Below are 25,355 nucleotides of genomic sequence, written 5' to 3'. Positions count from 1 at the left end.
TTTCCGCCGTTAACGAAGTGGAGCGACCCGCGTAGTGGGTGGCACATATGTTTGATGGTCCGTTCACATTGCGAACGGACCGAGTTTATGGGCCAAGCGAACACGAGGCCGAACGGCGGCCAACAAGGCCCGTGTCCAGCGAAAGTAGCGGGATCTCCCAGTCTCCCGCTTGCATCTCCTTCTCCACCCCCCGTACAATGTCCACTTCCTGGGCTAACCTATTGGCTTTGTAGCAGTTTGGGCCATTCTTAGCGAGGGATTCAGGCCGGTATGCGGATTGAGTACTCCAAGGGTCAACGGGCGTCCGATGAGTTGATCCAGCTCCATCGCAAAACCTCCTTCGAAGTCAGCGGCCGGAAGATGAAGGTCATGCTCATCTTCCCGCCCGACTGGTATCCTTCCGAACCCTATCTCAGCCTTCCATCCCTCACTGCGGTGCTTCGGAGAGCCGGCCATACCGTCATCCAGAAAGACGTGAATCTGGAGATGTGGGACTGGTACTTCAGCGAGGACTTTTTGAAGAAGGTCCTCCGCAAGGTTCCCCAACAGCTCGACCGCCTCCGCAAGCTCTCCAGGAAGCGCGAACTGACCGATGGCGAAATGGACGTACAGATGGCGTTGTGTGACCTCACCCGCCAGAGAATCGACGAACTGATCAAGAAGGCTGAGCAAGCGAAGAGCATCGTACGTGGAGATGATAAGTTCTACGATATCGATCGGTTAGAATGGGCCATTCAAGTCTTTCGTGAAGTCACGTCGGTCATTTCGTTGGTCTATGCGCCGGCCCGCATTTGTATGCCGCCGATGGAGACCGACCTGTCATACAAGGTCTTCGTGTCGAGCGAGGTCATCGACGCAGTCCATGACGAACAGGTCAATGTCTACCGGGACGTGTTCGATCACATCGTGAAGCCGGCGATCGAATCGGAGAAGCCTGACGTGATCGGCATCTCCATCGTTCTCCAACAGCAGATGTTCTCGTCCATGACCTTCTGCGCGCTCATCAAGCAGCACTTTCCCGACATCCACATCACGATCGGCGGGAACACCGTGACGCGGCTGCGCGATGTCCTGCCGGAGTCGCCGCTGTTCCAATATTTCGACAGCGCGGTGGTCTATGAAGGGGAGACGGCCTTCGTCCAACTGGTCGGAGCCGTGGGAGCCAAGTGGGATCTCTCTCAGGTGCCCAACACCATCTATAAGGACGACAAGGGCGTCCATGTCTCGACCCTGAGCTATGCCGAGGACATGGGGGAGCTGCCTCCGCCGGATTTCGACGGGCTACCGCTGGAAAAATACTTCGTGCCGACGAGGACGCTTCCGTATCTGGCGACGCGCGGCTGCTACTGGGGCCGCTGCGAGTTCTGCGACCATGGCGAGGGCTATACGGCCGGCTACCGATCGAAGAAAATCCAGGACGTGCTGGCAGAAATCAAGCATCTGCGAGACAAATACGGCGCCCGGCATTTTCATTTCACCGATGAGTCGTATCCGCCGGCCCTCTTCCGCAAGCTGGCTCGTGGTCTGGTCGACAGCAAGATGGACATCTTCTGGACGACGCACATGCGGTTCGAGAAGAGCCTGTTGGAAGACGCCGTCTGGCAGGATGCAAAAGACTCGGGTTGCCGTTATTTGCACTTTGGCTATGAATCCGGCAACGAGCGGGTGTTGAAGCTGATGGACAAGGCGACCACGACCGAGATCATGACGCAGCACCTCAAGTACACGGCGGAGGCCGGTATCTGGAACCACTGCATGGGCTTCTTCGGGTTCCCCGGCGAAACGCGAGATGAAGCCTGGCAGTCGGTGCAGTTCCTGGAGCAGAACAAGGACTACGTCCATTCACTCGGCTTCGGCACGTTCGACCTCGGCCGGCACAACCCGGTGGCCAAGAACCCAGAGAAGTGGGGCCTGACGGCCTACAAGAACCCGGACTGGGACCTGGCGCTGGACTACTATTTCACCGTGAAGAATGGCCTGAGCATCGAAGAAGCAGAGCGGGTGTTCCAGGAATTCGAACGCAATCATTACGCGGGCTGGGATCTGCGCTTGTACATCAGGGAATATATCTTCTTGTACATTTGCAAATTCGGACTTGTGAAACTGCCGGACTTACAATACCGGGCAGTGAAGACGGCGGGCGTCCAGCCGACGCTGGCAGGTAAGATGTGACGTGCGGGATGTTGAAAAAGGCTTCCAGCAGCGTTCTCGCTTCGCTCGGACACTCGACATACAGAACGGAGTATGCCTCGTGCCCTCGCTTGCTGCGGCCTTGCTGCAAGACCTTTTTGAACATCCCGTAGGGTAGCATGATAACTGGTACATCATGAGCACCACTGGCTTAGTACAGATCGACGGGCTAACGCCCATCAAGAAGGAAGACCACAAGACCTCGAAGGTCATGCTGCTGTTTCCGCCTGAGTGGGTGCCGACGGCGCCTTATCTGGCCTTGCCATGCTTGACCGCCATTCTCCGCGGAGCGGGGCATACCGTCGTGCAGCGTGACATCAACATCGAGATGTACGACCACTTCTTCACCACGGAGTTCCTGATCTGGGTCAGGGCGCGGCAGGCCATGCACCTCAAGGCGTTGCAGATGAAGGAGAAGCGGGGAGAGCTGACGGACCACGAGGCCGGCCAGTTGTCGATCCTGGAGCAGGTGATGACGCTCGACGTGTTCGACCTCGCGGCGCGGGCAGAGGAGGCCAAGAACGTCGTGCGTGGGCAGCAGTTCTACGAGGCGGATAAGCTCGAGGCTGCGTTGAACTCATTCCGGGAAACGATGCAGTTCATCTCCTCCGCCTACTATCCGGCTTCGCTGGTGTTCTATCCAATGGAGAGCAACCTCGGGTACAGGCCGGGCGTCTCGAAGGAACTCCTCGCTTGTCTCGACGACGAGCAGGTGAACGTCTACCGCGACATCTGCAACCAGCTGGTGCTTCCGTCGGTGAGCAAGGAGAAGCCGCAAGTGGTGGGCATCTCGATCGGCACGCAGATGCAGCTCATCGCGGGACTCACGTTCTGTAAGATGATCAAGGAGACGTTCCCCAACGTGCACATCGTGGTCGGTGGTAACGTGATCACGCGTCTCCAGGAAGAGCTCCCGAATCACGAGAGGTTTTTCGGGGAAGTCTTTGATTCAGCGATCCTTTATGAAGGTGAACATGCGCTGCTCTGGCTGATCGAAGCATTGAACGGCCAGCGGGACATCGCGTCCGTTCCGAACCTCATGTATCGGACGGCGGCAGGTGTTCAACAGAACAAGGAAGTCTATACGGAGAAGACGACGGCCTTGCCGCTGCCAGACTTTGACGGCTTTCCGCTCGATCTCTATTTCGTGCCGGAGCGGATCATTCCCTACCTCGCGACGCGCGGGTGCTACTGGGGGCGCTGCACGTTTTGCGACCATGGGCAGGGGTATTTCGATCAATACCGGGGCATGACGGCGCAGCTGGTCGTTGAGCAGGTCAAGGCGTTGCGGGACAAGTATCAGTGCCGGCATTTCCTGTTTGCAGACGAATCCTATCCGCCGGCCCTCTTCAAGAGGGTGTCCCAGATACTTGTGGACCAGAATGTGGGCATCAAGTGGACCACGCTGATCCGTTTTGAGGAAACGCTGCAAGATCAAGCCGTCTGGGATCTGGCGGCGAAGGCCGGCTGCTGCACCCTCTATTACGGCATGGAGTCGGCGAACGAGCGCGTGCTGAATCTCATGGACAAGCATGCGAAGAAGAGCGTGATCCAGAATAATCTGCATCAGGCGGCGAAAGCCGGCATCTGGAACCACGTGATGGCCTTCTACGGATTCCCCGGCGAGACGATGGACGAGGCGTTGGAGACCAGGCAGTTCGTGATCGACAATCAGCCCGTGATCCACTCGGTCGAGCTGTTCTATTTCGTGGCCTACCGGCACACGCCGATGGTGCGCAATCCGGAGAAGTTCGGCATTACGATCCACAAGCAGGAGGAGTACGACCTCCCGCTGGACTACTATTACACGTTGAACGAGCCGGTGGGGATTTCCTGCATGGATGCGATGCAGCTCTGCGAGGAGTTCTACAAGAACGACTTTCAGCCTTGGGCCGTCCGCGTGAACGCCCGCGAGCACGTCTTCCTCTATATCTCGAAGTTCGGGACGAACAGGCTGCCGCAGATCTACGCGCAGCGGCAGACGGTGGGAGCGTCAGATAGTGTCTCGGGGTTGGTCACGTGGCCCGTTTCCATGGGCGAGGGAGAGGACGGAAAAGAGGGCATGAGCCGGGTGATGAGTCACGGCGCGGGCAGTTAGGACGATTCATCCTCGGGAACCAAGACCGCGCTAAGGAGACTGTAGGCCGCTTCAATCTTCTTGGTCATCTCCTCGGCTCTCTTGTAGTTCTTCATGTACTGTTTGGGATTGTTGGTCAGATTGGCATAGCGGGACGGGTTCCAGGTGGAGAGCTGTAGTTGACGCGCCCGTTCGAGTTCTTCCTTGGTCGTCGGAAGCGTGAGCCCAAGAAGTTCCAGCGCGTGGGCCACTTCTTTATAAATTGCCTCCTCGTCCATGTTTGCAGTGTGACAAGTATCCGATAAGGAATCAATTCTACAGGGTGTTGAAAAATGCCGCCAACTTCGTTCTCGCATCGTTCAGGCCCTCAACGTACCAAGGGACGTACGCCTCGGACCTTCACTCGCTGCTGCCTTGTTGACGGCCTTTTTGACCACCCTGTGATAATCTGATCTGACGCCATGGCGACAATCATACCGATACTCAAGGCGCCGCCCGTCTTCAAGAACAAGGACTACCGCGACGTGCTCATCCGAGAGCTGGAAGGGGGCAAGATCCCCATCAGCCTCGGGAAGACCTGTCCGGTGAAGTGCGAGTTCTGCTACGAGATCGATCACTCCTACCGCGAAACGCTGGACCCGCCCAAGACGACCGACGAGGATTGGAAGTTCATCATCGACTACCTCAACAAGAAGCCGACGGACCCGATGCAGTTCTGGTGTCTCGGCGGCAACGAGTACATGGAGTGGACGGATCTGTTCCTTCATCCCAAGGCCATGGAGTGGGTCGAGGACTTTCTGACCTCCACGGACAAGAACATCACGTTCTTCACGGTCGGCTATGTGCAGGTGCCCAAGATCCATCAGTTGGCCGCGAAATATCCGGGCCGCATCAACTTCGAGCTGTCGGTCATCACGCTCGGCGACTATCGCCAGCGGCTCATGCCCCATGCCCCTTCGGTGAAGCATCTGATGAAGGTGCTGGACGGGCCGGCGGTTTCGTCGGCGAACTTCTATTCGTTCGACGTCCATACGATGTCGAAGGACGCGCAAGCCATCTCGGCGGTGAATCAGAAGTGCGTGCTCTGGATGGGCTGCCTCACACCTGTGAAAGGCATCAAGGAGCCGACCGCGGATTTGATGCGGCAGGGGAGGAAGTATCTGCCGGACGAGGCCAGGCGTCTCTACGATCTGGGACTGCCCAACGTCCAGACGATTCAAACCGAGGCGCCGATCACGGCCTTCATGAACCGCAAGCGGATCGTGAGCGCGTTCGATTCGCTTGAATTGGAAAAGAAGGACACGGTCGTGATGGCGAAGAGCGTCTACAAGATCCTCAACATGTACCGGAAGAACCGCGCGAGGTTCCTGATGGTGCCGAACGCGACCCTGGGAGGGGATTCGGACTGCTCCGTCCTGCTCACGTTCGACGACATCGCCAGGAGCGTCACGACGCAGAAGCGCATCCACGTGCCGAAGTGCATGATGCAGTCAGGCCGGGGCCTCTATACGGATATCGGCGGCGTCAGCCCGGAGCAGTTTACGAGGAAAACCGGCGTCAAAGTATCCGTGCTGCATAAGATCGACACGAGGTTCGCTAACCGGCTCCTGTGGCGAAACTGTTTGGTGAAGAACTACGTGGAAGACTACGTGTCCAATCCGCTGGTGCAGTCCTACGAAAACTACTCCATTACTGCGTAGATCGTAAGTTCCAGTTTTCCATTTTCGAGTTTCGTGCTTCGAATTTCGTATTTTTAGAAGTTGACGTTTCGTATTTCGAGATTCGAATTTCCCTCCAAATCTTCTTACAAGAGTTTCTCTATGAGCGATGTCATGTGCAGGCGCCACTGCGGACTTTCGCCGTCGTCAATGTGCCAAGAGGCACTTAAGCTGCCATGAGCATAGGCAAATTGAAGGATTCGCAGCCGATCGACCTGTAAGCGTTCGGAAAAGATTGTCGCAAGCAGGTCGATTCTTTCTCTGGTTCCCACCATGTGAGGCACTTCGTCCGGATTGAAGAATGAGTTTGCCACGTCATAGGTTCTTTCGCCGAATAGACCTTGCGGATCGATGGCCACCCATCCCCTCGATGAACTCTTCAAGATATTCCCATGATGAATGTCACCGTGAAGCAGCCTTCTGTTCGATTCCGTCGCGATGAGGGTCTCCGCCACCTTCGCCGCTCTCCGGAAGATGGAATCCGGTTTCTCGCCTCGTGCTCGTGTGAATAACGACTGGAATTCGTGGTGCAACCCTTGTATCCCAGCGGGAGTTTCTCCTGCATAGCTGTGAAGGGCGTCCAATACGTCACAGATGATGTGTGCGGCCTGAGCATCCGACCCCTGCTTGACCAGGTGTGACAGTTCGCCTCCGTCGAGGTGTTCCAACAACATGGCCCCGTCATCGGAGTCCAGTAGCTTGACGGCTCTTGGTCCTTGAAAGCATTTCAGGGCACTGGAACCATTCCCTTCAAGCGTCCGGCCTTTTGGAGTCAGGACCTTGAGGATCGCTTGCTGATCCAGGCGGGTGACACGAAAGAGAGCACTGGTGGGAGTTTGGGCCAGTCGAATGGGGAAGGACAGTGTCCACTTGTCGCAGTAGTACGAAATATCCGGTGGTTGGTTATCGTGGATGCGTGTCACACGGCCGTCACTTCTGATGGTAGACGAGTTGATCAGATCCAATTCAACGATGGAATCGGGAGTATGGCACGTCGTATGTCGGGGTTGTCAAAACCAATCGACAGCCATCAAGGTCGGCAATTGGCTTTGATGGCCGTCTGGCTGGTCCTTCCCACGGCTCCTCCGACGGTCCCTCCGCTCCGTTCCCAAAGAATCCCAACGCGACGGTTTGACAGGCCTATCGCCTCTGACCTACAGTGCCGCCATTATGGATTCCGGACGCCGCTCGCTGAAGTTCTACCAAGCCGACGTCTTCACGACCCAACCCTTCGGCGGAAACCCGGTGGCCGTGTTTCCCGACGCGAAAGGGCTGTCGGACGACCAATTGCAGCAAATCGCGCGGGAGATGAACCTGTCCGAAACCGTGTTCGTCTTTCCTCCCCTCGATCCTGCAGCGGTCGTGCGGCTGCGCATCTTCACCCCGACGCAAGAGATTCCCTTCGCCGGCCATCCGGTCGTGGGCACCATGTTCGTCCTGACCTCGCTGGGGTTGATTGCCACCTCCGACCCGGTCACGCGCGTCGTGCAGGAGTGCAACATCGGACTCTTTCCCGTCGATCTGCACGTGCGGGACGGCCGCGTGCTCCGCGTCGTGATGACACAACCGGCGCCCCAGTTTCTGGAGACCGTCGACGACACCGAAGACCTCTATAAAGTCGCCAATGCGCTGGGCATTGCCAAACACACGATCGCGGACACCAAGTGGCCTCTCGTGGTCGTTTCAACCGGTCTGCCGGTCTTGATGGTGCCGGTGCGGACCCTGACGGCAGTCCGATCGATCCGGCCCGATTCGTCGGCGATCATCGAGCTGTGCCGGCAGTTCGGCGCCAACGGCCTCATGGTGTTCACGACGATGACGGTCGAGCCGTTTGCCACGGTTCACGCGCGAATGTTCGCGCCGTCCATCGGCATTATGGAGGATCCCGCGACCGGTAGCGCCGCGGGCGCGCTGGGCTCCTACTTGGTGCAGCACGGCGTCGTCGATGTCGGCCCCATGACCGAGATCACGATCGAGCAGGGGTACGAAATCGAGCGTCCTTCGCGGATTCTGGTGCAGGTAGAGTCGGACGACGACATGATTCAGACGGTCAAGGTGGGGGGGCAGTGCGTCATGGTTGTTGAAGGGACGTTGAACTTCTAAAGTGGAGCTTCCTGTCGAGAGCAGCTGTTGTCGGAGAGAGTTTTTAGGTAATATCGTGCTCGTCTCTACAAGAGGTTTTGAGGTTCCGGTCCGTTGCGGATAGAATAGGGCAGTAACTGGTTCCGGAACTGGTTCGAGATTCATCGAACGAAAGGAGTGGGCATGTCGACAGTGGCGAAGATCATGAAGAAGCCGGTCAAGAGCGTCGGTCCGACGACCTCGGTTGTCAGCGCGGCCAAAACCATGAAGTCGTCCCGCATCGGGGCGCTCTTGGTGAAGAAGGGCAAGCAGTTCGTCGGCATCGTGACGGATACCGACGTTGTCCGGCGCGCGGTCTCCAGCGGCAAGCCGCTGGGCAAGCTGACCGTCCAAAAAATCATGACCTCCCCGGTGTGTACCCTTGAAGGCAGCCAATCGGTGGACGACGCGCAGGACATGATGGGAGATCTGGGCGTGCGCCATCTCGCGGTGACGCAGAACGGGAACATCGTCGGCATCGTCTCGGTGCGCGATCTGCTGATGCATTACAAACGCTATGCGCAGTCGAAGATCCCGCAGGTGGAGCAGTATTCCGAACCAAAGATCGGACAGGATTAGCGGCTGCTGAAGACGGTGGTACCTTCGTGCTCGGTGCGGGGCGCTCGTAGAGCGCCCGGCGTGTTTTCAGGTCCATGATGACGTCGGTGACATAGAGCAGCACGCGGCAGGCACCGCCGGCGAAGTCCCCGCCAAGGCGTTTATTTGCGCAGCTGCTGGAGAATGTGACCCAGTTCGGGAAGGATGAGCTTTTCCATGGCCAGGCGAACGGCATTTTCCGATCCCGGCGTCGAAAACAGTACGCGGCCTTTGATGATGCCGGCGGTTGCCCGGCTCATGATTGCGGGTGAGCCGATTTCTTGGTACGTCAGATAACGGAAGACTTCGCCGAATCCGTCCAGCCGCTTTTCCAACATTCCATCCACGGCTTCAAAAGTAGAATCCCGCCTGGAAATGCCGGTGCCGCCGTTAATGATGATGGCATGGATCCGCTTGTTGGCGGTGCCGGCTTTGATCTTGGCTTTGATCTTGGCCGGTTCGTCCTTGACGATGTAATAGTCCACGATGGTGTGGCCGGCGTCCTTGAGCAGGTGCATGATGCGACGTCCGCTGGTGTCGGTGTCCCTGGTGCGGGTGTCGCTGCAGGTGATCACCATGCAGCCGATCTGGCTGGGTGCTTCGGACTTGTGTTCGTGGGCGGCGTGGCTGGTCATATTCCATGGAGGATGATGAAAACGTCCTCCAGCGTCGTTCTCGCGTTGCTCGGACACTCGACATACCGAAAAGAGTATGCCTCGTATCCTCGCTCGCTGCGGCCTAGCTGGATGGCGTTTTGATCATCCTAGAGTTTTCGGAGAGTATTCCTATTTCCAGACGGCGTCGGGATTGAGCTTGGCCGCCGGCTTCCCGCCCTTGATGTGTTCGTCGAGGATCGTGGCGACGTCCGCTTCCGTGACTTTGGAATACCAGGTGCCATCCGGATACACGACGACCGTTGGGCCCTGCTCGCAGGGGCCGAGGCAGGACGACCCGCTGACCAGCACTTCCCCCGGCATGACGCCACGCTGCATCAGGCCCATATTGAACGCCATGAGCAACTGCGCCGAGCCTTGGCTGCCGCAGGAGGGTTTTGGGTGACCCGGAGGCCGGGCGTTGGTGCAGACGACGATGTGATATTTCGGCTTCGGCATGAGTGCTCCTTCTTTAAGATCGAATGGCGTATGGCACGTACAGCGGTCCGTCCTCCAGCCTGCTATACGCTATAAGCCATAGGCTCCCGGGTTTACTTCGGTCTGTACAGCTGCCACTGTTCGATGCATTCATCCGGGAACTTCCAGTGTTTCAGTCCCTTCAACACCCAATCGAGATAATGGTCCTTCGGCTTGAATTTGCCGATCGATTCGGCGGCATAGGTGGTCACGAGCATTTTCTCGCCCGCCTGGTCGTGCACGGTCACCTGCACGTGGCGGAACGCACCCTGCGGCACGTCCTCCTCGAACTGGTCCAGGAGCTTGATGTCCTCCTCCGTCACTTCAAAGACGGCGCCCCAGACTTTTTCCCCCGGTGAGGGCGCCACGTTGGCCAGACCGCATCGCCATTGGGACGACCAACGGCCGAACTGGATCGTATGTTCCGGGAGCGTGGCCAGCGTCACGAACTGGTGTTCCGGAGCCCGACGCTTGAGCTGGGTCGGATTGACATTGTCGCCGTAGAGAAAAAATTTCATGGATGGTCCAACGCCTCAGATTATGCCGGATGCATGCATCGAGCGATGCGATATCGCCAAACGGGTACTTGTAACATATCGCCTTTCGAACGCACAAGCTGCTGGGCTACCAAAGCCGAAACTCGAAATCCGAAGCTCGAAATCCGAAACAAACAACGAGTCGAAGCTACAAATCCCAAAATCCAGAGGCCAAACTCGACATCCAAAGCACGAAACTCGAAACCGATACCGGAAACCCAAGCGACAAATCTCAAGAGGAGAATTCGAAAGCCCAAGTTCTTAAATCCGAACGGTTTCGAATTTCGAGCTTCGAATTTCTGATTTTCTTTTTTGGTATTTGGCAATTGGTGTTTTGGAATTTTGTCCTCATCCAAGGTTTCGAATTTCGAACTTCGTATGTCGAGCTTTCTCTTGCCAAATGGTGTCCCTTGGTTGACTTCCCGAACACCGGCTTCCTATGATGCGAACGTCTTTCCTATGGTCAAAGCGCTTCACTATCTCGCCGTCGTCGTCTTGGTGCTCGGGGCGGCTTACTTTATCTGGACGAAGCCTCCCGTCGTCAATCCCATGATCGATCGGCGGAGCGCCGACGCGCTGGCCTTGGTACAGACCCACCGCGCGTTGGGGTATCCCACCATCCTGCAGGCCATGACCGAGCATGTGCGGTCCATGAAGGATCGCGGGCTGAACGCCAGGCTCGGCGAGTGGCGGGTGAAGCAGGTGGACGGGGACCTGTACGAAATCCGCGTGCAACTGCGCGATCAGGGAGTCAGCGGGCAGTGGTTCGAACGCGAGTTCATCTGGCACGCGAATCTCTCGCTGAAGAAGGTGAATGCGGCGTCCCTGCCGGCTGACGGGGTGACGCCCAAGGAGCCGGACCAAACGGATCCCTCCGGGCCGTCCGTACCGCAATTCCCCGGCGCGCGCGGACCGGCCTGAGTCAGGCTCCTTGCGGATTGAAGTCAGGCGGCAGCGCGACCTGAATCGTTCCGTCAGCGACTTGAACCAGACAGCAGGCGACGGTGATGTTGGGACTACCGCACCGTTCGCCGGTGCGAAGGTTGAATTTCCATCCGTGCCAGGGACATTCGACGGCATCGCCGCACACGAACCCTTCGCCCAGCGGTCCGCCCGCATGGGGACAGGTATTGTCCACCGCATAGAACGTCCCATCGACGTTGAAGAGCGCGATCCGCACGCCGTGCACTTCGACGGTTCGTCCGCTTCCCGGCGGAATCTGATCGACCGTCGCGACTGTGACGAAATCCGACATCGTGGTTACTCGTCTCCTACTTCTGCCAAACGGGCCGGAAAGGGCTGTGGCATCCCGGAACGGCCAGGAGCTTGATTTAGCGGCTGCCTTATGGCATAGACATACGTGAGCGTACCCAGACCGGCACAAGGCCTTCTTGACGAAGGAGCCTCGGTTGGGAATGAGGTTTCCGAATGGAAATGACCCTCCTGCTCAACTCCACCTATGAACCCCTGCGTGTCGTCCATTGGCAAAAAGCGATTGCGCTGCTCTGGCAAGGAAAAGTCGAAGTGCTGGAGGTGTACGATCGCGAGGTCCACGGAGTCTCGATCTCCTTCAAGCTGCCGTCGGTCATGCGGCTGCTCAAGCTGGTTCGTCTGAAGGACAGTCATCGGGCGGTCAAGTTCTCGCGCATCAACATTTTTACCAGAGACGGCTATACCTGCCAATATTGCCGGTCCAAGTATAGGACGGAAGAACTCACCTTCGATCACGTCGTGCCCATCGCCAAGGGCGGCCGAAAGACGTGGGAGAACATCGTCACCGCCTGTTGGCGGTGCAACAACCGCAAGAGCGGTCGTACGCCGGATGAAGCCGGCATGCGCCTGATGAAACGGCCGGTGAAGCCGCGCTGGAGTCCGATCGTCACGATTACCATTGGAATCAGAAACACGCCTGAAAGCTGGCGGGACTATCTGTATTGGAATATGGAGCTGGACGCCGATCCCTCCGGCCCCTAAGCAGACTGTTGAAACACATCGTCGGCATCGTTCTCGCTGCGCTCAAGTCCTCGACGTACGAGGGGAGTACGCCTCGGACATTCGCTTGCTGCGGCCTTGCCGACAATGCGTTTGAACAGTCTGGCGGATTCAGATAGCTTCCCGCGGCGTTCTCTCAGAGGCCTTTCTCACTGCTTCACCGAGTCCAAGATAATTTCCAGGTTTCGCCCGCCCGGCAGCGTCGGATTCTTCGCGTATCGTCCTTCGATGTCTCCTGGTTGCGCCGGGCCGGCTTGACCGTCCCGATCGAGCCTTGCCACCACGTCCACCATCCCGCGTAATTCCGAACCTTGAACCATGACGTCGGCGTTGGTGATTTCGAACGGCACGGGAAACACCGGCTGGTCGATCCGCTTCGCCGCGATCGGACGGGGCCCGCCGGGACGGCGTACGATCACGAATAGAACGTCTGTTGGGCGCACCTGATTGGCGAGCGCCGGAGAGATCTGGACCTGTCCGCCGATCACCGGTTCGCCGCTTTGCGGATCGCAGCTATGGGCCAGGCCCAGCCACGCTGCGATGGCCGCCAGTCCGATGATGCCGGTGGCCATGCCGATTGCTTTCGATGTCATTGCCGCCACGAGGAGTGCCTTTCTTGATGGTTCCGATCACGAGCCGGCAAACAATTCGCCCGGCGCGCGGCGCATTATACCGAGGCTCAGCGGAAAAGGGGAGGGCGAGGTTTACGCTGGAAAAGTGTCTGTTGTATGATGCGACCAGCGTGCTGAACACGACTTCCGGCGTCGTTCTCGCATTGCATGGACTGTGGCGCACCGAAGCGCGGTGGCCTGCCGGACGACCGTTGTGAGCATCCGGAAGAAAGAATTGGAGGATACACATGCCTGCGAATCCGGGTTTTCCCTTGTCGCTCGATGTCAGAGGTTATCACGTGGTGGTGCTCGGCGGCGACGAGGAGGCGGCGGAGAAAACGCAGCGATTGTTGGACGCCGGGGCCAAAGTGACCGTCGTCGCCCCCACGCTGCACGATCATCTGAAGCAACTGGCGGCATCGGCAAAGGTGGTTCACCGGGGGCGCCATTTCCGCGTGTCCGACATGGAAAACACCATTCTGATCCTGAACATGGTGCGCGGGGATCGGGACTTCGCCAGGTCCTTGTTTGCCAAGGCCCGCGAGAAGAAGGTGCTGTTGTGGTCGGTGGATTTTCCCGAAGCCTCGAGCGCGATCATGCCGGCGGTGGTTGCGACGGGACACATGCGCATTGCGATCAGCACGAGCGGCATGGCTCCCGCGCTCTCCGGTTTCATGAAAGAGGATTTGGAACGCATTCTCGACAGCGAATTCTCGGCCTTTCTGGATTGGCTGGGTGAGCTGCGGGAACAGGCGAAGAGGGATCAGCCGGACGTCGAGAAACGGCGGACGATGTTACGGGAAGCGCTGGATGGATTCCGATTGCTGGGCAAGGTTCAGTATCCGAAGGTGTGGATCGACCACCGGTCTCAGCAGAAGACCGAAAGCCCGGCGAAATCCTGAAACAAGAGGAGTGACGGCCATGGTGTTGTTGGAGTTCAGTATGTCCCCGCTGGGTAAGAGTGAGAGCGTGGGAAAGTACGTCGCCCGATCATTGGATATCGTCGATAAGAGCGGCGTCGATTATCGGTTGAATCCGATGGGCACTGTCCTGGAAGGGGACTGGGACGAGGTCATGGCCGTGGTGAAGAAGTGCTATGAGCGCATGAAGAAGGATTGTAACCGGATTTCCTGTTCGGTGAAGATCGATTTCCGCAAAGGTCATTCCGGCCGGTTGTCCGGCAAAGTGAAGAGTGTGGAACGCCGGCTGAAGCGCCGAGTGCGAACCTGACGGGACATTCGTTGTGACGGCATGAGCGCTGTATCTTTCCCGCCCGTTTTGTATCTCAATCAATACTGACCAGTTGCCTCACAAGATCCTTTCCTTTCCTCTCCCGGTGAATCAAGCGAGATTCAGCCGATTCTATCGGCTGGAAATTGAGCCGCAAGGGTACGTCCTTTGCGTAATGCGAAGAACCGCAAGCGTAATGCGCGTTCGTCGTGAGGCATCCCTGTACCGGCGGCCCTAATCGATTAGAGCACAACGGCCCTGGTCGAGGGGTTCGGGCGCTACACGATAGTGCCGCGAGGGGCCGCGTGTCTGTGATACAGTTCGGAATCCGAATAAGCTAGGCCATGTCGATTCACTTGCTGTCACAGGACCATACGATTCTGGAACGGAGAACCATGCACTTCGTGCCGTTCGGCGTCGATGCGCAGGGAGAACCGATTCGGGACGTGAGCGGCATCGTCATCCGCGACAATGTCGACTACCTGGAAGAGTGGGTGACGCGAACCAAAGGAAAGGAGGCGGCACGGCTGGCGATCGAGGAGTTGTGCCGGTTGCTCAATGGACGCTTGCGCGATCCCTCGCACCACGTGACGCTCGACCAGTTACGTAACGTCTGGAACAGCTACTCGTACGAATTCACCTCGTACCTGAGAGAGTTTGGCCGGGAGCTGTCGGAGGATCCCGCGTTTTATCGGAACGTCGGATGCGAGAAGCACATCTCTCCCTTGGTGCAGGCGTTGGGACGGCCCTTCAGCCTGGCGCAAGTTCATCGGATGTATCCGTATTACGCCAAGAAATTCGCCCGCGGCCTGGAATACTCGGTGGTGACGGTGACGGACTCGTCGGCGGTGCTGCGCGTGAGCTTGACGCAACGGGTCTATGAGCAATTCGGGCCGTACCGAAAAGCCTGCGCGGCGCAGATCTGCGAGTCCGTGAAGGGACGGCTGGCCATGGTTCCCGCCATGCTGCATCGGTTGCCGCCGTCCACTGTGACGGATCGATCGTGCATCGTTCGGGGCGACGAGCACTGCGAGTGGGAGGTGCGATGGCAGCCACAGTCAAGCCGCCATGTCGCCTGGCATATCTGGGGAGCCGCGGCCGGCGTGCTGACGGCGGCCGCGATGCGATCTTGGGCTCCGGGGGTGAGCGTCGGTGAGCTGACTCTTGCGGCGCTCCTGCCGGTGTTCGTGTCCGGAACGTTGATCAATCGGCGGCTGCACCGGCAAAGCCGCCACCGGGAGGCGTTGATCAAGGAACAGATCGCCGATGTGGAGTCCCGCCACGAGGAGCTTCGTGAAGCCTATCTGGAGCAGGAACAGACTCGGGTGGAGCTCCGGAGAAAGATCAGTCATCTGACCGTGTTGCATCAGGCGGGACTGTTGTTCAACTCCATGCTCGACCGCGAGGTGTTGCTCCAGCAAGTCTTGGAGACCCTCACCAGAGACCTGCATTTCGACAGAGCCATGATCTCGTTCTACGACCAGGAGCGGCAGGTCACCAAGGACGCGAGGCTCGTCGGTGTGTCCCCCGAGGTCACGGCTCGGGCCCGCGCCAGCGTCATTCCTGTGTCGGATCCCGAAAGTCCGGAGGGAACGGTGCTGTTGCGTGGAACCCCGCTGCTGATCGGTGATATCCGGACGGTGTGGGGACGCCTGCATCCCTCGACCAAGCAGCTGGCGATGTTGATCGGGACCAAGGCGTTCATCGTCGTGCCGCTAAAGGCCAAAGACCGCATCCTCGGGTGTCTGATGGTCGACCGCATGCAGGAACATTGTCTGACGCTCGAGGATCTCGAACTCCTGGTCACCTTTGCCCATCAGGCGGCCGGCGCACTCGACAACGCTTCCGCGTACCGCCAAATCGAAGAGCTCAACGTGGGGTTGGAAGCCAAGGTCAGGGAACGCACCGCCGAATTGGAGCAAGCGGACCGGCTGCGTTCCCAGTTTCTCTCGCACGTGTCCCACGAACTCAAAACTCCGCTGACCTCGATCAAAGGTTTTCTACAGAACATGCTGGATGGACTGACCGGGCCGATGAACGAAAAGCAGCAGCGATATTTGATCCGAGTCCTGGAGAATTCCGAGCGGCTCATCCGCATGATCGACGATCTCCTCGATCAGACCAGGATTCAGACCGGGCGGCTGGAGTTGGTTCCGGAGGAAATCGATCTGGCTCATGTCGTGTCCGACGCCGTGGAGCAGCTCAGGCCGCTGGCCCAAGCGAAGCGGCACAGACTGGAGGCCCTGTATCCCTCCGTTCCGTTGATCGTCTGGGCCGACCGGGATCGGCTGTTCCAAATTGTCACCAACCTGGTCCAGAACGCGGTGAAATTTACGCCGGAGTCCGGACGCATCACCGTCAAGGTCACGACGGAGCCGCCGCGTGCCGCCAAGATCTCCGTTCAGGATTCCGGGCCGGGCATCCCCTCGGAGTTCATCGATAAGGTCTTCGATCCATTTTTCAAGCTGAAAGCGCGAACCGAGACCAAGGGATTGGGGCTGGGGCTTTCCATCGTGCGCATGCTGGTCGAATTGCACGGGGGTGCCATCGAGGCGCGAACGGGCAAGGACGCGGGGGCGGAATTTTCGGTCACGCTTCCCCTCTGGTCTCCGCAGGACACGCGGGTGAAAGGGGCGATCAATCGGACGGCGCCGGTCTTGGTCGTCGATGATGATTCCGATATTCGCCAGTATCTCGAAGACCGCCTGCGGGCCAAGGGCTACGACGTTCGGTCGGAAAGCGACGGACTGCAGGCGATGGAGGCGGTCTGCCGGGAAACCTTCTCGGGAATGATTCTGGACATCGGTCTTCCGTCGATCGACGGCATGGAGCTTCTGAAGCGGATCCGTCAGCGGGATCAGCGGGTTCCGATCGTCATGGTGACGGCGTCGGGTGGCAGAGATACCGCCGTGCGGGCCATCGGGATGGGCGCCCAAGCCTATCTGTTAAAGCCGTTTCATGCCGGTGAATTGGAACAGGTGGTGAACACCTGGTTTGGGACCGGCGAACCTGCGCGCTAGGGAGCCGCCGGATGAGGCAGGCCGTCGTGGAGCAAGCCGGAGGTCGTCCGCTGGACCGGACTCGATACCCATCAGGTTGCAGAAGAGGTCGAGTGGGTCGATGGCCCGGGGCGATCACTATACTGGCATGCACGCTACTATGGTTATGCGACCTGGCCGTTTCCTCCCGCGTGGCGTCGGCCCAGGTGCCTCGCATACAAGGACAGGGCACAGCGGCCTCCGCCATGGGCAATGCCTTCTCTGCCCAAGCGGACGATCCCTCGGCCATTCACTACAACCCGGCCGGACTCACCAACCTGCACGGTGTCGAGTTCATGGGAGGATTGCTGCTCTCGGGTGGCACAACCCAGTTTACCGGACCGACCGGTGTGACGGCCACCGGAGATCGCAACGGCAATGTCGCTTGGCCGCCGCCTGCTCACGTCTATCTGACCGCAAATGTTCAGGATCTCGGACTAACCGCCTTGGGGCCGTTATCGGCGGGGATCGGTGTGACGTCTCCGTTCGGGTCGCTGATGCGTTGGCCTGCCGACGGACCCTTTCGTAGCGCGACGATCTTCAACACGCTTCCGCTGCTGGACATCAAACCCACGGTGGCCTATGGGCTGACTCGTGATCTGTCGTTGGGAGCGGGAGTCGATATCTACACATTTTCGAAGTTGGTGGGGGAGGGACAAGTCGAACGGCAATCGATCTGGCCAGGAGGATTCGGCATTCCAGCCGGGGCTCGAATCGAGTTGTCGGGCGCCGATACTGCGGCTGGTTTCAACGCGGGCCTACTCTACACGGCGCTGCGGAACTCAGACGGACGGCCCCTCGTCAACATCGGGTTTGTCTATAGAAGTCAGGCGACACTGCATCTCTCGGGCGCCCTGCTGGCCAACGGAACCAAGGTGTCCGACGCCACGGCAACATTGGTGTTGCCCTCGGTGATCACCGGTGCCGTGGCCTTCTGGCCCTATCGCGCTGCCAGCCGTGAATGGAAGGTGGAACTCAATGTCGATCGGGTCGGTTGGCGTGTGGTGAAGAATCTTGATGTCCATCTGGCAAACGGGGCGACAATTCCTCAACCGCTGAATTGGCAGAATACCTATGCCGTGATGGTCGGTACGGAATACAAGTGGCTTGCGCTGGAGACCTTGCCTGCGTGGGATGTGGCGGTACGCGCCGGCTATACCAATCAGCAAACGCAGATGCCGGACGTGTCGTTCGATCCCGGGGTGCCTTCTGCGGACGTGAATATCGTGGGAGGCGGGGTGGGATTTCTGTGCCGCGCGGGCGGTTCGCTCTTCGGATTGATCCGTTGCGGAAAGGCCGGGGCGGGCTCGCTCAGCATGAAAGGCATCGGACTCGATCTGTCCTACCAGGCTTCTCTCTACGAGCCGAGGACGATCGCCGGCAACCGGAATCCAACCGTGAACGGCACGTATAGGACGACACTGCACACCGGAGGGCTCTCCTTGCGACTGTTGTTCTAGAGTGAGGGCGGCTGGAAATGGCGGTTCATGCGCAGCAACGGCTCGTGATCTGCATGATCACGAGCCGTAAATTCTCGGTACTCGGGGACCGATCCCGCAGAGGACCTCGTAGGGAATGGTGGCGGTCCATTCGGCAATCTCGTCGGCCCCGATGGTGTCCCGGCCCTGATGTCCAATAATGATGACCTGGTCGCCGACCTGCGCCGCCGGAATGTCCGTCACGTCCACCATGGTCATGTCCATGCAGATTGTTCCGACGATCGGAGCGCGCTGACCATGAATCAGCACGGCTCCGCGATTGGAGAGCCGGCGGCTGTATCCGTCGGCATATCCGATCGGTAGGACGGCGATCGTGCTCGGACGCGCCGCAACGAATGTGCGGTTGTAGCTGATGGAGGTTTCCGGTTTGACCGTCCGCAAATGGGCGATGGTGGTCCGCAACGTCATGACCGGCTTGAGCGACGGGGCGGGGACGGAGCCAGGGAGAGTATGATAGCCGTACAGCATGATGCCGGGCCGCACCAAGGAAAAGTGTGACGTGGGGTATCGGACGATTGCCGCGCTGTTGGCCGCATGAATCAGCGGGGGATGAAGCCCGCGGGCCGCAAGAAGCTCCAGCGTCTGATGAAACGTCGCGAGTTGTTGCTCGGTATAGTCCGACGTCTTTCCGTCGGCATCCGAAAGGTGCGTCATCAGCCCTTCGACCCTGAGGGAAGAATGGTTGCGAAGCGAGTCGAGCACGACGGGCATCTCGTCCACCGAGAAGCCGAGTCGGCCCATGCCGGTTTCGACTTTCAGATGAACGGGGACGGACAAGCCTTTCTCGGCGGCGGCCCGGGCCAAGGCGGTCAATCGCGGCCGATCGCCGACGACGAGCGTCAGCCGGCTGTGCAAGGCGTCGGGGAGTTGTTCGTCGAAGGTGGGACCGAGCACGATGATATCCGTCGTGATACCGGACTCCCGTAACGCACGCCCCTCGGTGACCGACACGACGCCGAGATGGGACACGCCGTGGCGCACCAGCGTCTTAGCCATTTCTTCGGCGCCATGCCCGTACGCATTGGCCTTGATGACGGCCAGGACGGCGGCGTTTCCGGAAAGGTATCGTCGGATCTGCGTAAGGTTATGGACGAGGGCGGCGAGGTCGATGTGAGCGTAGGTGGTGAGCACGATCGAAGTCGTTCTTAACGCGGCAGGCCGAGCAATGCCGCCGCGTCATACTTCCAGAATCTCCTGCTCTTTTTTCTTGATGACATCGTCGATTTTCTGCGTGTATTGATCGGTCAGCTTTTGAATGTCGGCTTCGGATTTTCTGAGCTCGTCTTCGGTCAATTTGGCATCTTTCTGCAGTTTCTTCAACTCTTCGTTCGCATCCCGTCGAAAGCCCCGGATGTGAACCTTGGTGTCCTCGCCGTGCTTCTTGCAGATCTTGGTCAGTTCCTTCCGCCGTTCTTCCGTCAACGGGGGAAGCGGAACGCGAATGATCTTTCCGTCGTTGGAGGGCGTGACGCCGAGTCCCGACACGGAAAGAGCCTTTTCGATTTCCTTGATGAGCTGCGGCTCCCACGGCTGGATCGTGATCAGGCGCGCCTCGGGCGTCGACAGGTTGGCGACCTGCCTGAGCGGCGTCATGGTTCCGTAATAGTCCACCCGGACGTTGTCCAACAGGGCGATGGACGCGCGGCCTGTCCGCAGTCCGGCCAGGTCCCGCTTCAGGTGCTCCAGCGCACCGTCCATCTTTCCCGTGACGGCTTGTCGTATTTCGGCGGCGTTCGACATAACGGCTCCCAATCGTTAGTGGCGCTCGGCGGTGACGAGCGTGCCGAGCGGCTCGCCCGTGGCGACGCGCTTGAAATTTCCCTGCTGCTTGAGGCTGAAGACGATCAGCGGCAAGCTGTTGTCCATGCACAGGCTGATGGCGGTCGCGTCCATGACCTTCAGATTTTGGTTCAGGATGGCGAGGAAGGAAATTTCCTGGTACTTCTTGGCGTTGGGATTTTTCACGGGGTCCGCGTCGTAGATGCCATCGACTTTGGTGCCCTTCATGATGACCTGGGCTCCGATTTCCATGGCGCGGAGCGCAGCGGCGGTGTCGGTCGAAAAGTAGGGGTTGCCGGTTCCACCGGCGAAGATGACGACGCGTTTCTTTTCCAGGTGGCGGATCGCGCGCCGTCGGATATATCCCTCGGCCAATTGGCGCATTTCGATGGCGGATTGGACGCGGGTCATGACGCCGGCGCGTTCCAACGCATTCTGCAGGGCGAGCGCGTTGAGGACGGTGGCCAGCATGCCCATGTAGTCGGCCGAGGCGCGCTCCATGCCGCTGGCACTGGCGGCGATGCCGCGGAAGATGTTCCCTCCGCCGATGACGACCGCCACTTCGATGTCGAGCGCGACGACGGAGGCGATCTCCGACGCGAGCCCTTCCAGGACTGAAGGCTGGATGCCGTAACCCTGCTCACCGGCCAGCATCTCTCCACTGACTTTCAGGAGGATGCGCCGATAGTTGGTCGAGGTCATGATTCGCCCAATTGAAAGCGGGTAAAGCGCCGGATGTTCATGTTCTCGCCGATCTTGGCGATCTTCTGCGACAGCAGGTCTTTCACGGTCACCGCCGGGTCCTTGATGAACGCCTGTTCGATCAGGCAGCTCTCCTGAAAGAATTTCTCAAGCTTGCCTTCCACGATCTTGGGCCATGCGGCGGGCGGCTTGCCCATTTCCTTGGCCTGGCCCTCATAGATCGTGCGCTCCTTGTCGACGGTGGCGGTCGGGACGTCCTCCCGCCGGACATATTGCGGTTTGGCCGCGGCGATCTGCAGGGCGAGATCGTTGACGAAGGCCTTGAACTCCTCGTTGCGCGCCACGAAATCGGTTTCGCAATTGACTTCGATCAGCACCCCGATCTTGCCTCCCATGTGGATGTAAGCATGGATCAGGCCCTGGTTGGTCTCGCGGCCCGCCTTCTTCTGGGCGGCGGCGAGGCCTTTCTGCCGCAGATAGTCCACGGCCTTTTCGATGTCGTCGCCGTTTTCCTGGAGCGCCTTTTGGCAATCGAGGATTCCGGCACCCGTTTTCTCCCTGAGTTCTTTGACGAGTTGACTTGAACCAGCCATGCTTGACAGTCCTTTGCTCGACGGTGAATGAAGTGAAACTGTTGTCCAATCCTGCCGGTCCGGCCCGGCGGCCGCGCACGGCGCGAGGCCGGTCCCGGTTCCGTCGCGGAGGGACGTGAGACCCCCGGCGTTCCGGATCGGAAAGCGGACACGGCAACGTGCTGCTGAATATCCCGCGGAGAAGGGTGCCGCGATCTCAGGATGCCGGAGCCGCGGCCAACGTGGCGGTACCGACCTTGTCGTCTCCAGCCGGGCTCGACTGGAACTCCGCTTCTTCGCGCTGGGTCCGAAGATGGTTGCCTTCGATGCAGGCTTCGGCGATCTTCGAGGTGATCAGCTTGATGGAGCGGATGGCGTCATCGTTGCCCGGAATGGGGTAGGTGATATGGTCGGGGTCGCAGTTGCTGTCCACAATCGCGATGACCGGGATATCCAAGCGCGTGGCCTCCTGCACCGCGATCCGCTCGATCCTGGTGTCGAGAATGAACACGGCGCCGGGAAGGCCGCGCATGTTCTTGATGCCGGTGAGGAACTTTTGCAGTTTGACGAGTTCTTTTTGCTTCTGCGAGATTTCCTTTTTCGTCAGGCCGTGCTGGGCCGGGTCGGCCAGCATGCCCTCGATCTTTTTCATCTTGTCGATGCTGCGGCGAATGGTCTGGAAGTTGGTGAGCATGCCGCCGAGCCAGCGCTGGTTCACGTAAAACATGTTGGCCCGCACGGCTTCCTCTTGGAGAATTTCCGCGGCCTGACGCTTCGTGCCGACGAACAGGATGGTTTGGCCCGACGCGACGGTGTCACGGACGAAGGCATAGGCGTCGTCCATGCGCGTGACGGTCTGCTGCAGGTCGATGATGTAGATACCGTTCCGCTCGCCGAAGAGAAACTTCTTCATCTTCGGGTTCCACCGATTGGTCTGATGGCCAAAGTGGACACCGGCTTCCAACAATTCCTTGATCGCGATCACTCCCATGCCTTCACCTCCCCTCAAGGCTTGCAGAGCGCCGGCCGAAACCAGCGAGGGGGACCAGCCCCCTTATTCTCAAGCCGAGCGACGCTTCCTCGCGTCGATGTGAATTTGTTTCGTGGTCCGGCTCGCAGAAATACGCGTACCGGCAGCTTGCTTCTTCGGCCCCAAAGCCTTGGAACAGTAGCAGATTGTTTCTGGCATTACAAGATGAACGTGGGACGATCGCGTCCGCTCATGAGCGATAGCTGGCGTTGATGCGGACGTAATCAAAGGACAGGTCGGTGGTCCACAGTTGCGCCTCGTGGCGCCCCTGGCCCAACTCCACCCGGACGGTGAACTCCTTGCGCCGAAAGACCCGGGCAATGCGGCGTTCGGCGGCTAGACCGAGTCCGACGCCTTTGCTGACCATGGCAATTCCATCGAAGGACAAGGCGATTTTCGAAGGAACGATTGGGACTCCGGACCGTCCCACGGCGGCCATTACCCGGCCCCAATTGGCATCTTCGCCGAAAAACGCCGTTTTCACGAGATTGGAGGTGCCGATCGTGCGGGCAACCTGGCGGGCCTCTTCCACGGTGCGCGCGCCCGCGACCTCGATCTTGACGACCTTGGTGACGCCTTCACCGTCGCGACAGATCGCCAGGGCCAGCGTTCGACAGGCTTCCGTCAACAGGTCGGTAAAGCGGCGATAGCCTGCCGTGCCCTCCCGAATGACGCGGTTGTCGGCCAGACCGTTGGCCAGGCAGAGCACCGTATCGTTGGTACTGGTGTCACCGTCGACCGAGATGCAATTGAACGAGGCGTTCACCGCCTCAATCAGGGCCGTCTGCAGGGTCCTGCTCGCGATCGCGGCATCCGTGGTCAGATAGCCGAGCATCGTCGCCATGTTCGGATGGATCATGCCGGAACCCTTCGCCATGCCGCCGATCGTGACGACAGCTCCATTGATATCGGCGCGGAGTGCCGCCGACTTGGGACGAAGGTCGGTGGTCATGATCGCCTTCGCGGCGGACAACCCGCCGCGGGGACTCAGTTGCCGAACCAACTCGGGAAGACTCCGGAGAATCCGTTCAACCGGCAAGCGGCGTCCGATCACGCCAGTGGATCCGATGAATGCCTCGTGCAACGGACCGTTCAAGCGCTTTGCCAGCGCCGCGGCGGTGCGGCGGGCGGCGGCCAAACCCGCTGGCCCCGTACAGGCGTTCGCGTTACCGCTGTTGATCAGGATCGCGCGTCCCACGCCGTTGCGCAAATGCTGACGGTCGAGGACGACCGGCGCGGCGACCACCTGATTGTTCGTGAACACTCCGGCGATCGGTCCGGGCCGATCCGAGACCACGAGAGCCAGATCGAGCAGGCCGGGCTTCTTGATGCCGCAATGGATTCCGGCCGCACGAAACCCTTTGGGGGCCGTGACGCCCTGGCTGTGCTTGGACTTGGCGGTTTCCGTGGACATGGAGGTGACGATTCGGATCAGGGGTAGGCGGCGGGAGCCGTGAGGCCCATGTCTTCTGGCAGCGCCAACATGAGGTTCATCGCTTGAATCGCCTGGCCGGCCGCGCCCTTGACGAGGTTGTCGACGGCGGCAACCGTGACCACCCATCCGGCGCGTTGGTCGGCATAGACGCCGATGTCGCAATAGTTCGATCCCTTGATGTAGCGGGGATTGGGGACGATATCGTCGGACAGCCTCACGAAGGAGGCTCCTTTATAGTACGTCCGGTAGAGCGCGCGCAGGTCGGCCAGCGCTGCGGGGTGTTTCAGGCGACAGTAGGCGGTGCTCAGGATTCCGCGGTTCATCGGGACGAGATGAGGCGTAAAGGCGACCATCGACGCCGGCTTGTTCGAGGCCGGATTCCCCGGAAGCAATGCGTTCAGCTCCTGCTCAATTTCCGGAATATGACGGTGCTGGCCGATCTTGTACGGCTCCAGGGATTCATGGGCCTCCGGAAAGTGGTACAGCAGAGCGGGACTTCGTCCGGCGCCCGAGATGCCGGACTTGGCGTCGATCACGATCGTGTCCGGTTGCACGAGATCGTGCGCGAACAGCGGGGCCAACTGCAGAATCGCCGCCGTCGGATAGCAGCCGGGCGAGGCGACCAGCCGTGCCTTGGCAATGGCGTCGCGATGCAATTCCGGGAGGCCATAGACCGCATCTTTCAAGAGGTGCGCATGGCGATGCGGAGTCTGATACCACTGTTCGTAAACGGCGGGATTTTTCAGCCGGTAATCGGCACTGAGATCCACGACGGGCTTGCCGGCTTTCATGCAGGCGGCGACGGGATCGAGCGATTTCGTATGGGGCAGCGCGAGGAAGACGGCATCCGCGTCCGCCAGCAAGGTCTCCGGGGCGAGGGACTGAAACGAATGGCTGACGAGGCCGGCCAGGCTCGGGAAGACCGAGCCCACGGCCGTTCCGGCCGATTTTTCCGAGGTGACGGTCGCCAGCTCGAGTTGCGGATGGAGCGCGACCAGTCGCAGCAGTTCCGCACCGGCGTAGCCGCTGGCTCCTGCGATCCCGACGCGGATTTTCTTCATGTGTTTCTCGCGCGCACGACGGCGGACATAAAAAAGG

The 25,355-nt window shown here is 59.4% G+C and carries 26 protein-coding genes; 12 read left to right on the top strand and 14 right to left on the bottom strand.

The features are described 5' to 3' along the window. Positions 1 to 270: 270 nt before the first annotated feature. Both NSJP_RS16530 and NSJP_RS16525 read left to right on the top strand, forming a co-directional pair. Entirely contained in the window at positions 271 to 2,172 is a 1,902-nt protein-coding gene (locus NSJP_RS16530; RefSeq protein WP_080887954.1) for a B12-binding domain-containing radical SAM protein, read from the top strand. A gap of 154 nt (positions 2,173 to 2,326) precedes the next feature. Next, complete coding sequence (locus NSJP_RS16525) at positions 2,327 to 4,288, top strand: B12-binding domain-containing radical SAM protein (protein ID WP_080887953.1); 1,962 nt, start codon at positions 2,327 to 2,329, stop codon at positions 4,286 to 4,288. Here the strand turns inward: NSJP_RS16525 and NSJP_RS16520 are convergent. Then, on the bottom strand, positions 4,285 to 4,545 hold the full coding sequence (locus NSJP_RS16520; RefSeq protein ID WP_080887952.1) for a hypothetical protein: 261 nt from the start codon (positions 4,543 to 4,545) through the stop codon (positions 4,285 to 4,287). The genes NSJP_RS16525 and NSJP_RS16520 overlap by 4 nt on opposite strands. Before the next feature lie 183 nt (positions 4,546 to 4,728). On the opposite strand from NSJP_RS16520, the gene NSJP_RS16515 reads away from it, so the two are divergent. After that, entirely contained in the window at positions 4,729 to 5,967 is a 1,239-nt protein-coding gene (locus tag NSJP_RS16515) for a hypothetical protein (RefSeq protein WP_080887951.1), read from the top strand. Positions 5,968 to 6,071: 104 nt separating this feature from the next. Here NSJP_RS16515 and NSJP_RS16510 read toward each other — a convergent pair whose 3' ends face one another. Next, a complete protein-coding gene (locus NSJP_RS16510) occupies positions 6,072 to 6,908 on the bottom strand; it encodes an aminoglycoside phosphotransferase family protein (protein WP_172834408.1) in 837 nt (278 codons plus the stop codon). 247 nt (positions 6,909 to 7,155) lie between these two features. Here NSJP_RS16510 and NSJP_RS16505 point away from each other — a divergent pair, with 247 nt between their 5' ends. Both NSJP_RS16505 and NSJP_RS16500 read left to right on the top strand, forming a co-directional pair. Next, positions 7,156 to 8,088 (top strand): PhzF family phenazine biosynthesis protein, encoded by a 933-nt coding sequence (locus NSJP_RS16505; RefSeq protein ID WP_080887949.1) that lies wholly within the window; start codon positions 7,156 to 7,158, stop codon positions 8,086 to 8,088. A 162-nt stretch (positions 8,089 to 8,250) separates the two neighbouring features. Next, positions 8,251 to 8,685: a CBS domain-containing protein gene (locus NSJP_RS16500; RefSeq protein ID WP_080887948.1), complete on the top strand. Its 435-nt coding sequence runs from the start codon at positions 8,251 to 8,253 to the stop codon at positions 8,683 to 8,685. Between the two features lie 140 nt (positions 8,686 to 8,825). Here the strand turns inward: NSJP_RS16500 and NSJP_RS16495 are convergent, their stop codons facing one another. Then, on the bottom strand, positions 8,826 to 9,281 hold the full coding sequence (locus tag NSJP_RS16495; protein ID WP_231989544.1) for a MogA/MoaB family molybdenum cofactor biosynthesis protein: 456 nt from the start codon (positions 9,279 to 9,281) through the stop codon (positions 8,826 to 8,828). On the opposite strand from NSJP_RS16495, the gene NSJP_RS19885 reads away from it, so the two are divergent. Next, entirely contained in the window at positions 9,220 to 9,354 is a 135-nt protein-coding gene (locus tag NSJP_RS19885; RefSeq protein ID WP_269457728.1) for a hypothetical protein, read from the top strand. The two genes, NSJP_RS16495 and NSJP_RS19885, sit on opposite strands and share 62 nt — an antisense overlap. Before the next feature lie 134 nt (positions 9,355 to 9,488). On the opposite strand, the gene NSJP_RS16490 is transcribed toward NSJP_RS19885, so the two are convergent. Together NSJP_RS16490 and NSJP_RS16485 are read right to left on the bottom strand one after the other, a co-directional pair. Further along, positions 9,489 to 9,815 carry a (2Fe-2S) ferredoxin domain-containing protein gene (locus tag NSJP_RS16490; protein ID WP_080887946.1) on the bottom strand — a complete coding sequence of 109 codons (327 nt, stop codon included), beginning with the start codon at positions 9,813 to 9,815 and terminating at the stop codon, positions 9,489 to 9,491. A 92-nt stretch (positions 9,816 to 9,907) separates the two neighbouring features. Continuing rightward, positions 9,908 to 10,351, bottom strand: a complete 444-nt coding sequence (locus tag NSJP_RS16485) for a gamma-glutamylcyclotransferase family protein (RefSeq protein WP_080887945.1) — start codon at positions 10,349 to 10,351, stop codon at positions 9,908 to 9,910. 477 nt (positions 10,352 to 10,828) lie between these two features. Here NSJP_RS16485 and NSJP_RS16475 point away from each other — a divergent pair, with 477 nt between their 5' ends. Then, complete coding sequence (locus NSJP_RS16475) at positions 10,829 to 11,290, top strand: hypothetical protein (RefSeq protein ID WP_080887943.1); 462 nt, start codon at positions 10,829 to 10,831, stop codon at positions 11,288 to 11,290. A 1-nt stretch (position 11,291) separates the two neighbouring features. Here NSJP_RS16475 and NSJP_RS16470 read toward each other — a convergent pair whose 3' ends face one another. Continuing rightward, entirely contained in the window at positions 11,292 to 11,624 is a 333-nt protein-coding gene (locus NSJP_RS16470; RefSeq protein WP_080887942.1) for a Rieske (2Fe-2S) protein, read from the bottom strand. Between the two features lie 173 nt (positions 11,625 to 11,797). Here NSJP_RS16470 and NSJP_RS16465 point away from each other — a divergent pair, with 173 nt between their 5' ends. Continuing rightward, complete coding sequence (locus NSJP_RS16465; protein ID WP_080887941.1) at positions 11,798 to 12,343, top strand: HNH endonuclease; 546 nt, start codon at positions 11,798 to 11,800, stop codon at positions 12,341 to 12,343. 167 nt (positions 12,344 to 12,510) lie between these two features. Here the strand turns inward: NSJP_RS16465 and NSJP_RS16460 are convergent, their stop codons facing one another. Continuing rightward, complete coding sequence (locus tag NSJP_RS16460) at positions 12,511 to 12,954, bottom strand: c-type cytochrome biogenesis protein CcmI/CycH (RefSeq protein ID WP_080887940.1); 444 nt, start codon at positions 12,952 to 12,954, stop codon at positions 12,511 to 12,513. 266 nt (positions 12,955 to 13,220) lie between these two features. On the opposite strand from NSJP_RS16460, the gene NSJP_RS16450 reads away from it, so the two are divergent. The 4 genes from NSJP_RS16450 to NSJP_RS16435 all read left to right on the top strand — a co-directional run bounded on the left by NSJP_RS16450 (position 13,221) and on the right by NSJP_RS16435 (position 18,700). Then, positions 13,221 to 13,874: a precorrin-2 dehydrogenase/sirohydrochlorin ferrochelatase family protein gene (locus NSJP_RS16450; protein ID WP_080887938.1), complete on the top strand. Its 654-nt coding sequence runs from the start codon at positions 13,221 to 13,223 to the stop codon at positions 13,872 to 13,874. Positions 13,875 to 13,893: 19 nt separating this feature from the next. After that, positions 13,894 to 14,202: an MTH1187 family thiamine-binding protein gene (locus NSJP_RS16445; RefSeq protein WP_080887937.1), complete on the top strand. Its 309-nt coding sequence runs from the start codon at positions 13,894 to 13,896 to the stop codon at positions 14,200 to 14,202. Between the two features lie 344 nt (positions 14,203 to 14,546). Then, positions 14,547 to 17,222, top strand: a complete 2,676-nt coding sequence (locus tag NSJP_RS16440; protein WP_080887936.1) for a hybrid sensor histidine kinase/response regulator — start codon at positions 14,547 to 14,549, stop codon at positions 17,220 to 17,222. Between the two features lie 92 nt (positions 17,223 to 17,314). Further along, complete coding sequence (locus NSJP_RS16435) at positions 17,315 to 18,700, top strand: OmpP1/FadL family transporter (protein ID WP_231989414.1); 1,386 nt, start codon at positions 17,315 to 17,317, stop codon at positions 18,698 to 18,700. 57 nt (positions 18,701 to 18,757) lie between these two features. On the opposite strand, the gene alr is transcribed toward NSJP_RS16435, so the two are convergent. From alr to argC, 7 genes are all read right to left on the bottom strand, one after another. Continuing rightward, a complete protein-coding gene (alr, locus tag NSJP_RS16430) occupies positions 18,758 to 19,870 on the bottom strand; it encodes an alanine racemase (protein ID WP_172834407.1) in 1,113 nt (370 codons plus the stop codon). Between the two features lie 45 nt (positions 19,871 to 19,915). Next, entirely contained in the window at positions 19,916 to 20,479 is a 564-nt protein-coding gene (gene frr, locus NSJP_RS16425; RefSeq protein WP_080887933.1) for a ribosome recycling factor, read from the bottom strand. Positions 20,480 to 20,494: 15 nt separating this feature from the next. Further along, positions 20,495 to 21,220, bottom strand: coding sequence for a UMP kinase (pyrH, locus tag NSJP_RS16420; RefSeq protein ID WP_080887932.1), 726 nt, complete (start codon positions 21,218 to 21,220; stop codon positions 20,495 to 20,497). Beyond that, positions 21,217 to 21,813 (bottom strand): translation elongation factor Ts, encoded by a 597-nt coding sequence (tsf, locus tag NSJP_RS16415; protein WP_080887931.1) that lies wholly within the window; start codon positions 21,811 to 21,813, stop codon positions 21,217 to 21,219. Before tsf ends, pyrH begins: the two co-directional genes overlap by 4 nt. Positions 21,814 to 22,009: 196 nt before the next feature. Continuing rightward, entirely contained in the window at positions 22,010 to 22,783 is a 774-nt protein-coding gene (rpsB, locus tag NSJP_RS16410; protein ID WP_080887930.1) for a 30S ribosomal protein S2, read from the bottom strand. Between the two features lie 229 nt (positions 22,784 to 23,012). Next, positions 23,013 to 24,236, bottom strand: coding sequence for a bifunctional glutamate N-acetyltransferase/amino-acid acetyltransferase ArgJ (argJ, locus tag NSJP_RS16405; RefSeq protein WP_080887929.1), 1,224 nt, complete (start codon positions 24,234 to 24,236; stop codon positions 23,013 to 23,015). 17 nt (positions 24,237 to 24,253) lie between these two features. Beyond that, positions 24,254 to 25,318: an N-acetyl-gamma-glutamyl-phosphate reductase gene (argC, locus tag NSJP_RS16400; RefSeq protein ID WP_080887928.1), complete on the bottom strand. Its 1,065-nt coding sequence runs from the start codon at positions 25,316 to 25,318 to the stop codon at positions 24,254 to 24,256. Positions 25,319 to 25,355: the final 37 nt, after the last annotated feature.

Origin of the sequence: Nitrospira japonica, assembly GCF_900169565.1 — a bacterium.
GTDB classification, from domain to species: Bacteria; Nitrospirota; Nitrospiria; order Nitrospirales; family Nitrospiraceae; genus Nitrospira_C; species Nitrospira_C japonica_A.
Note: the sequence above shows the minus strand (reverse complement) of the source record. Positions and strands in the feature narration are given on the sequence as shown.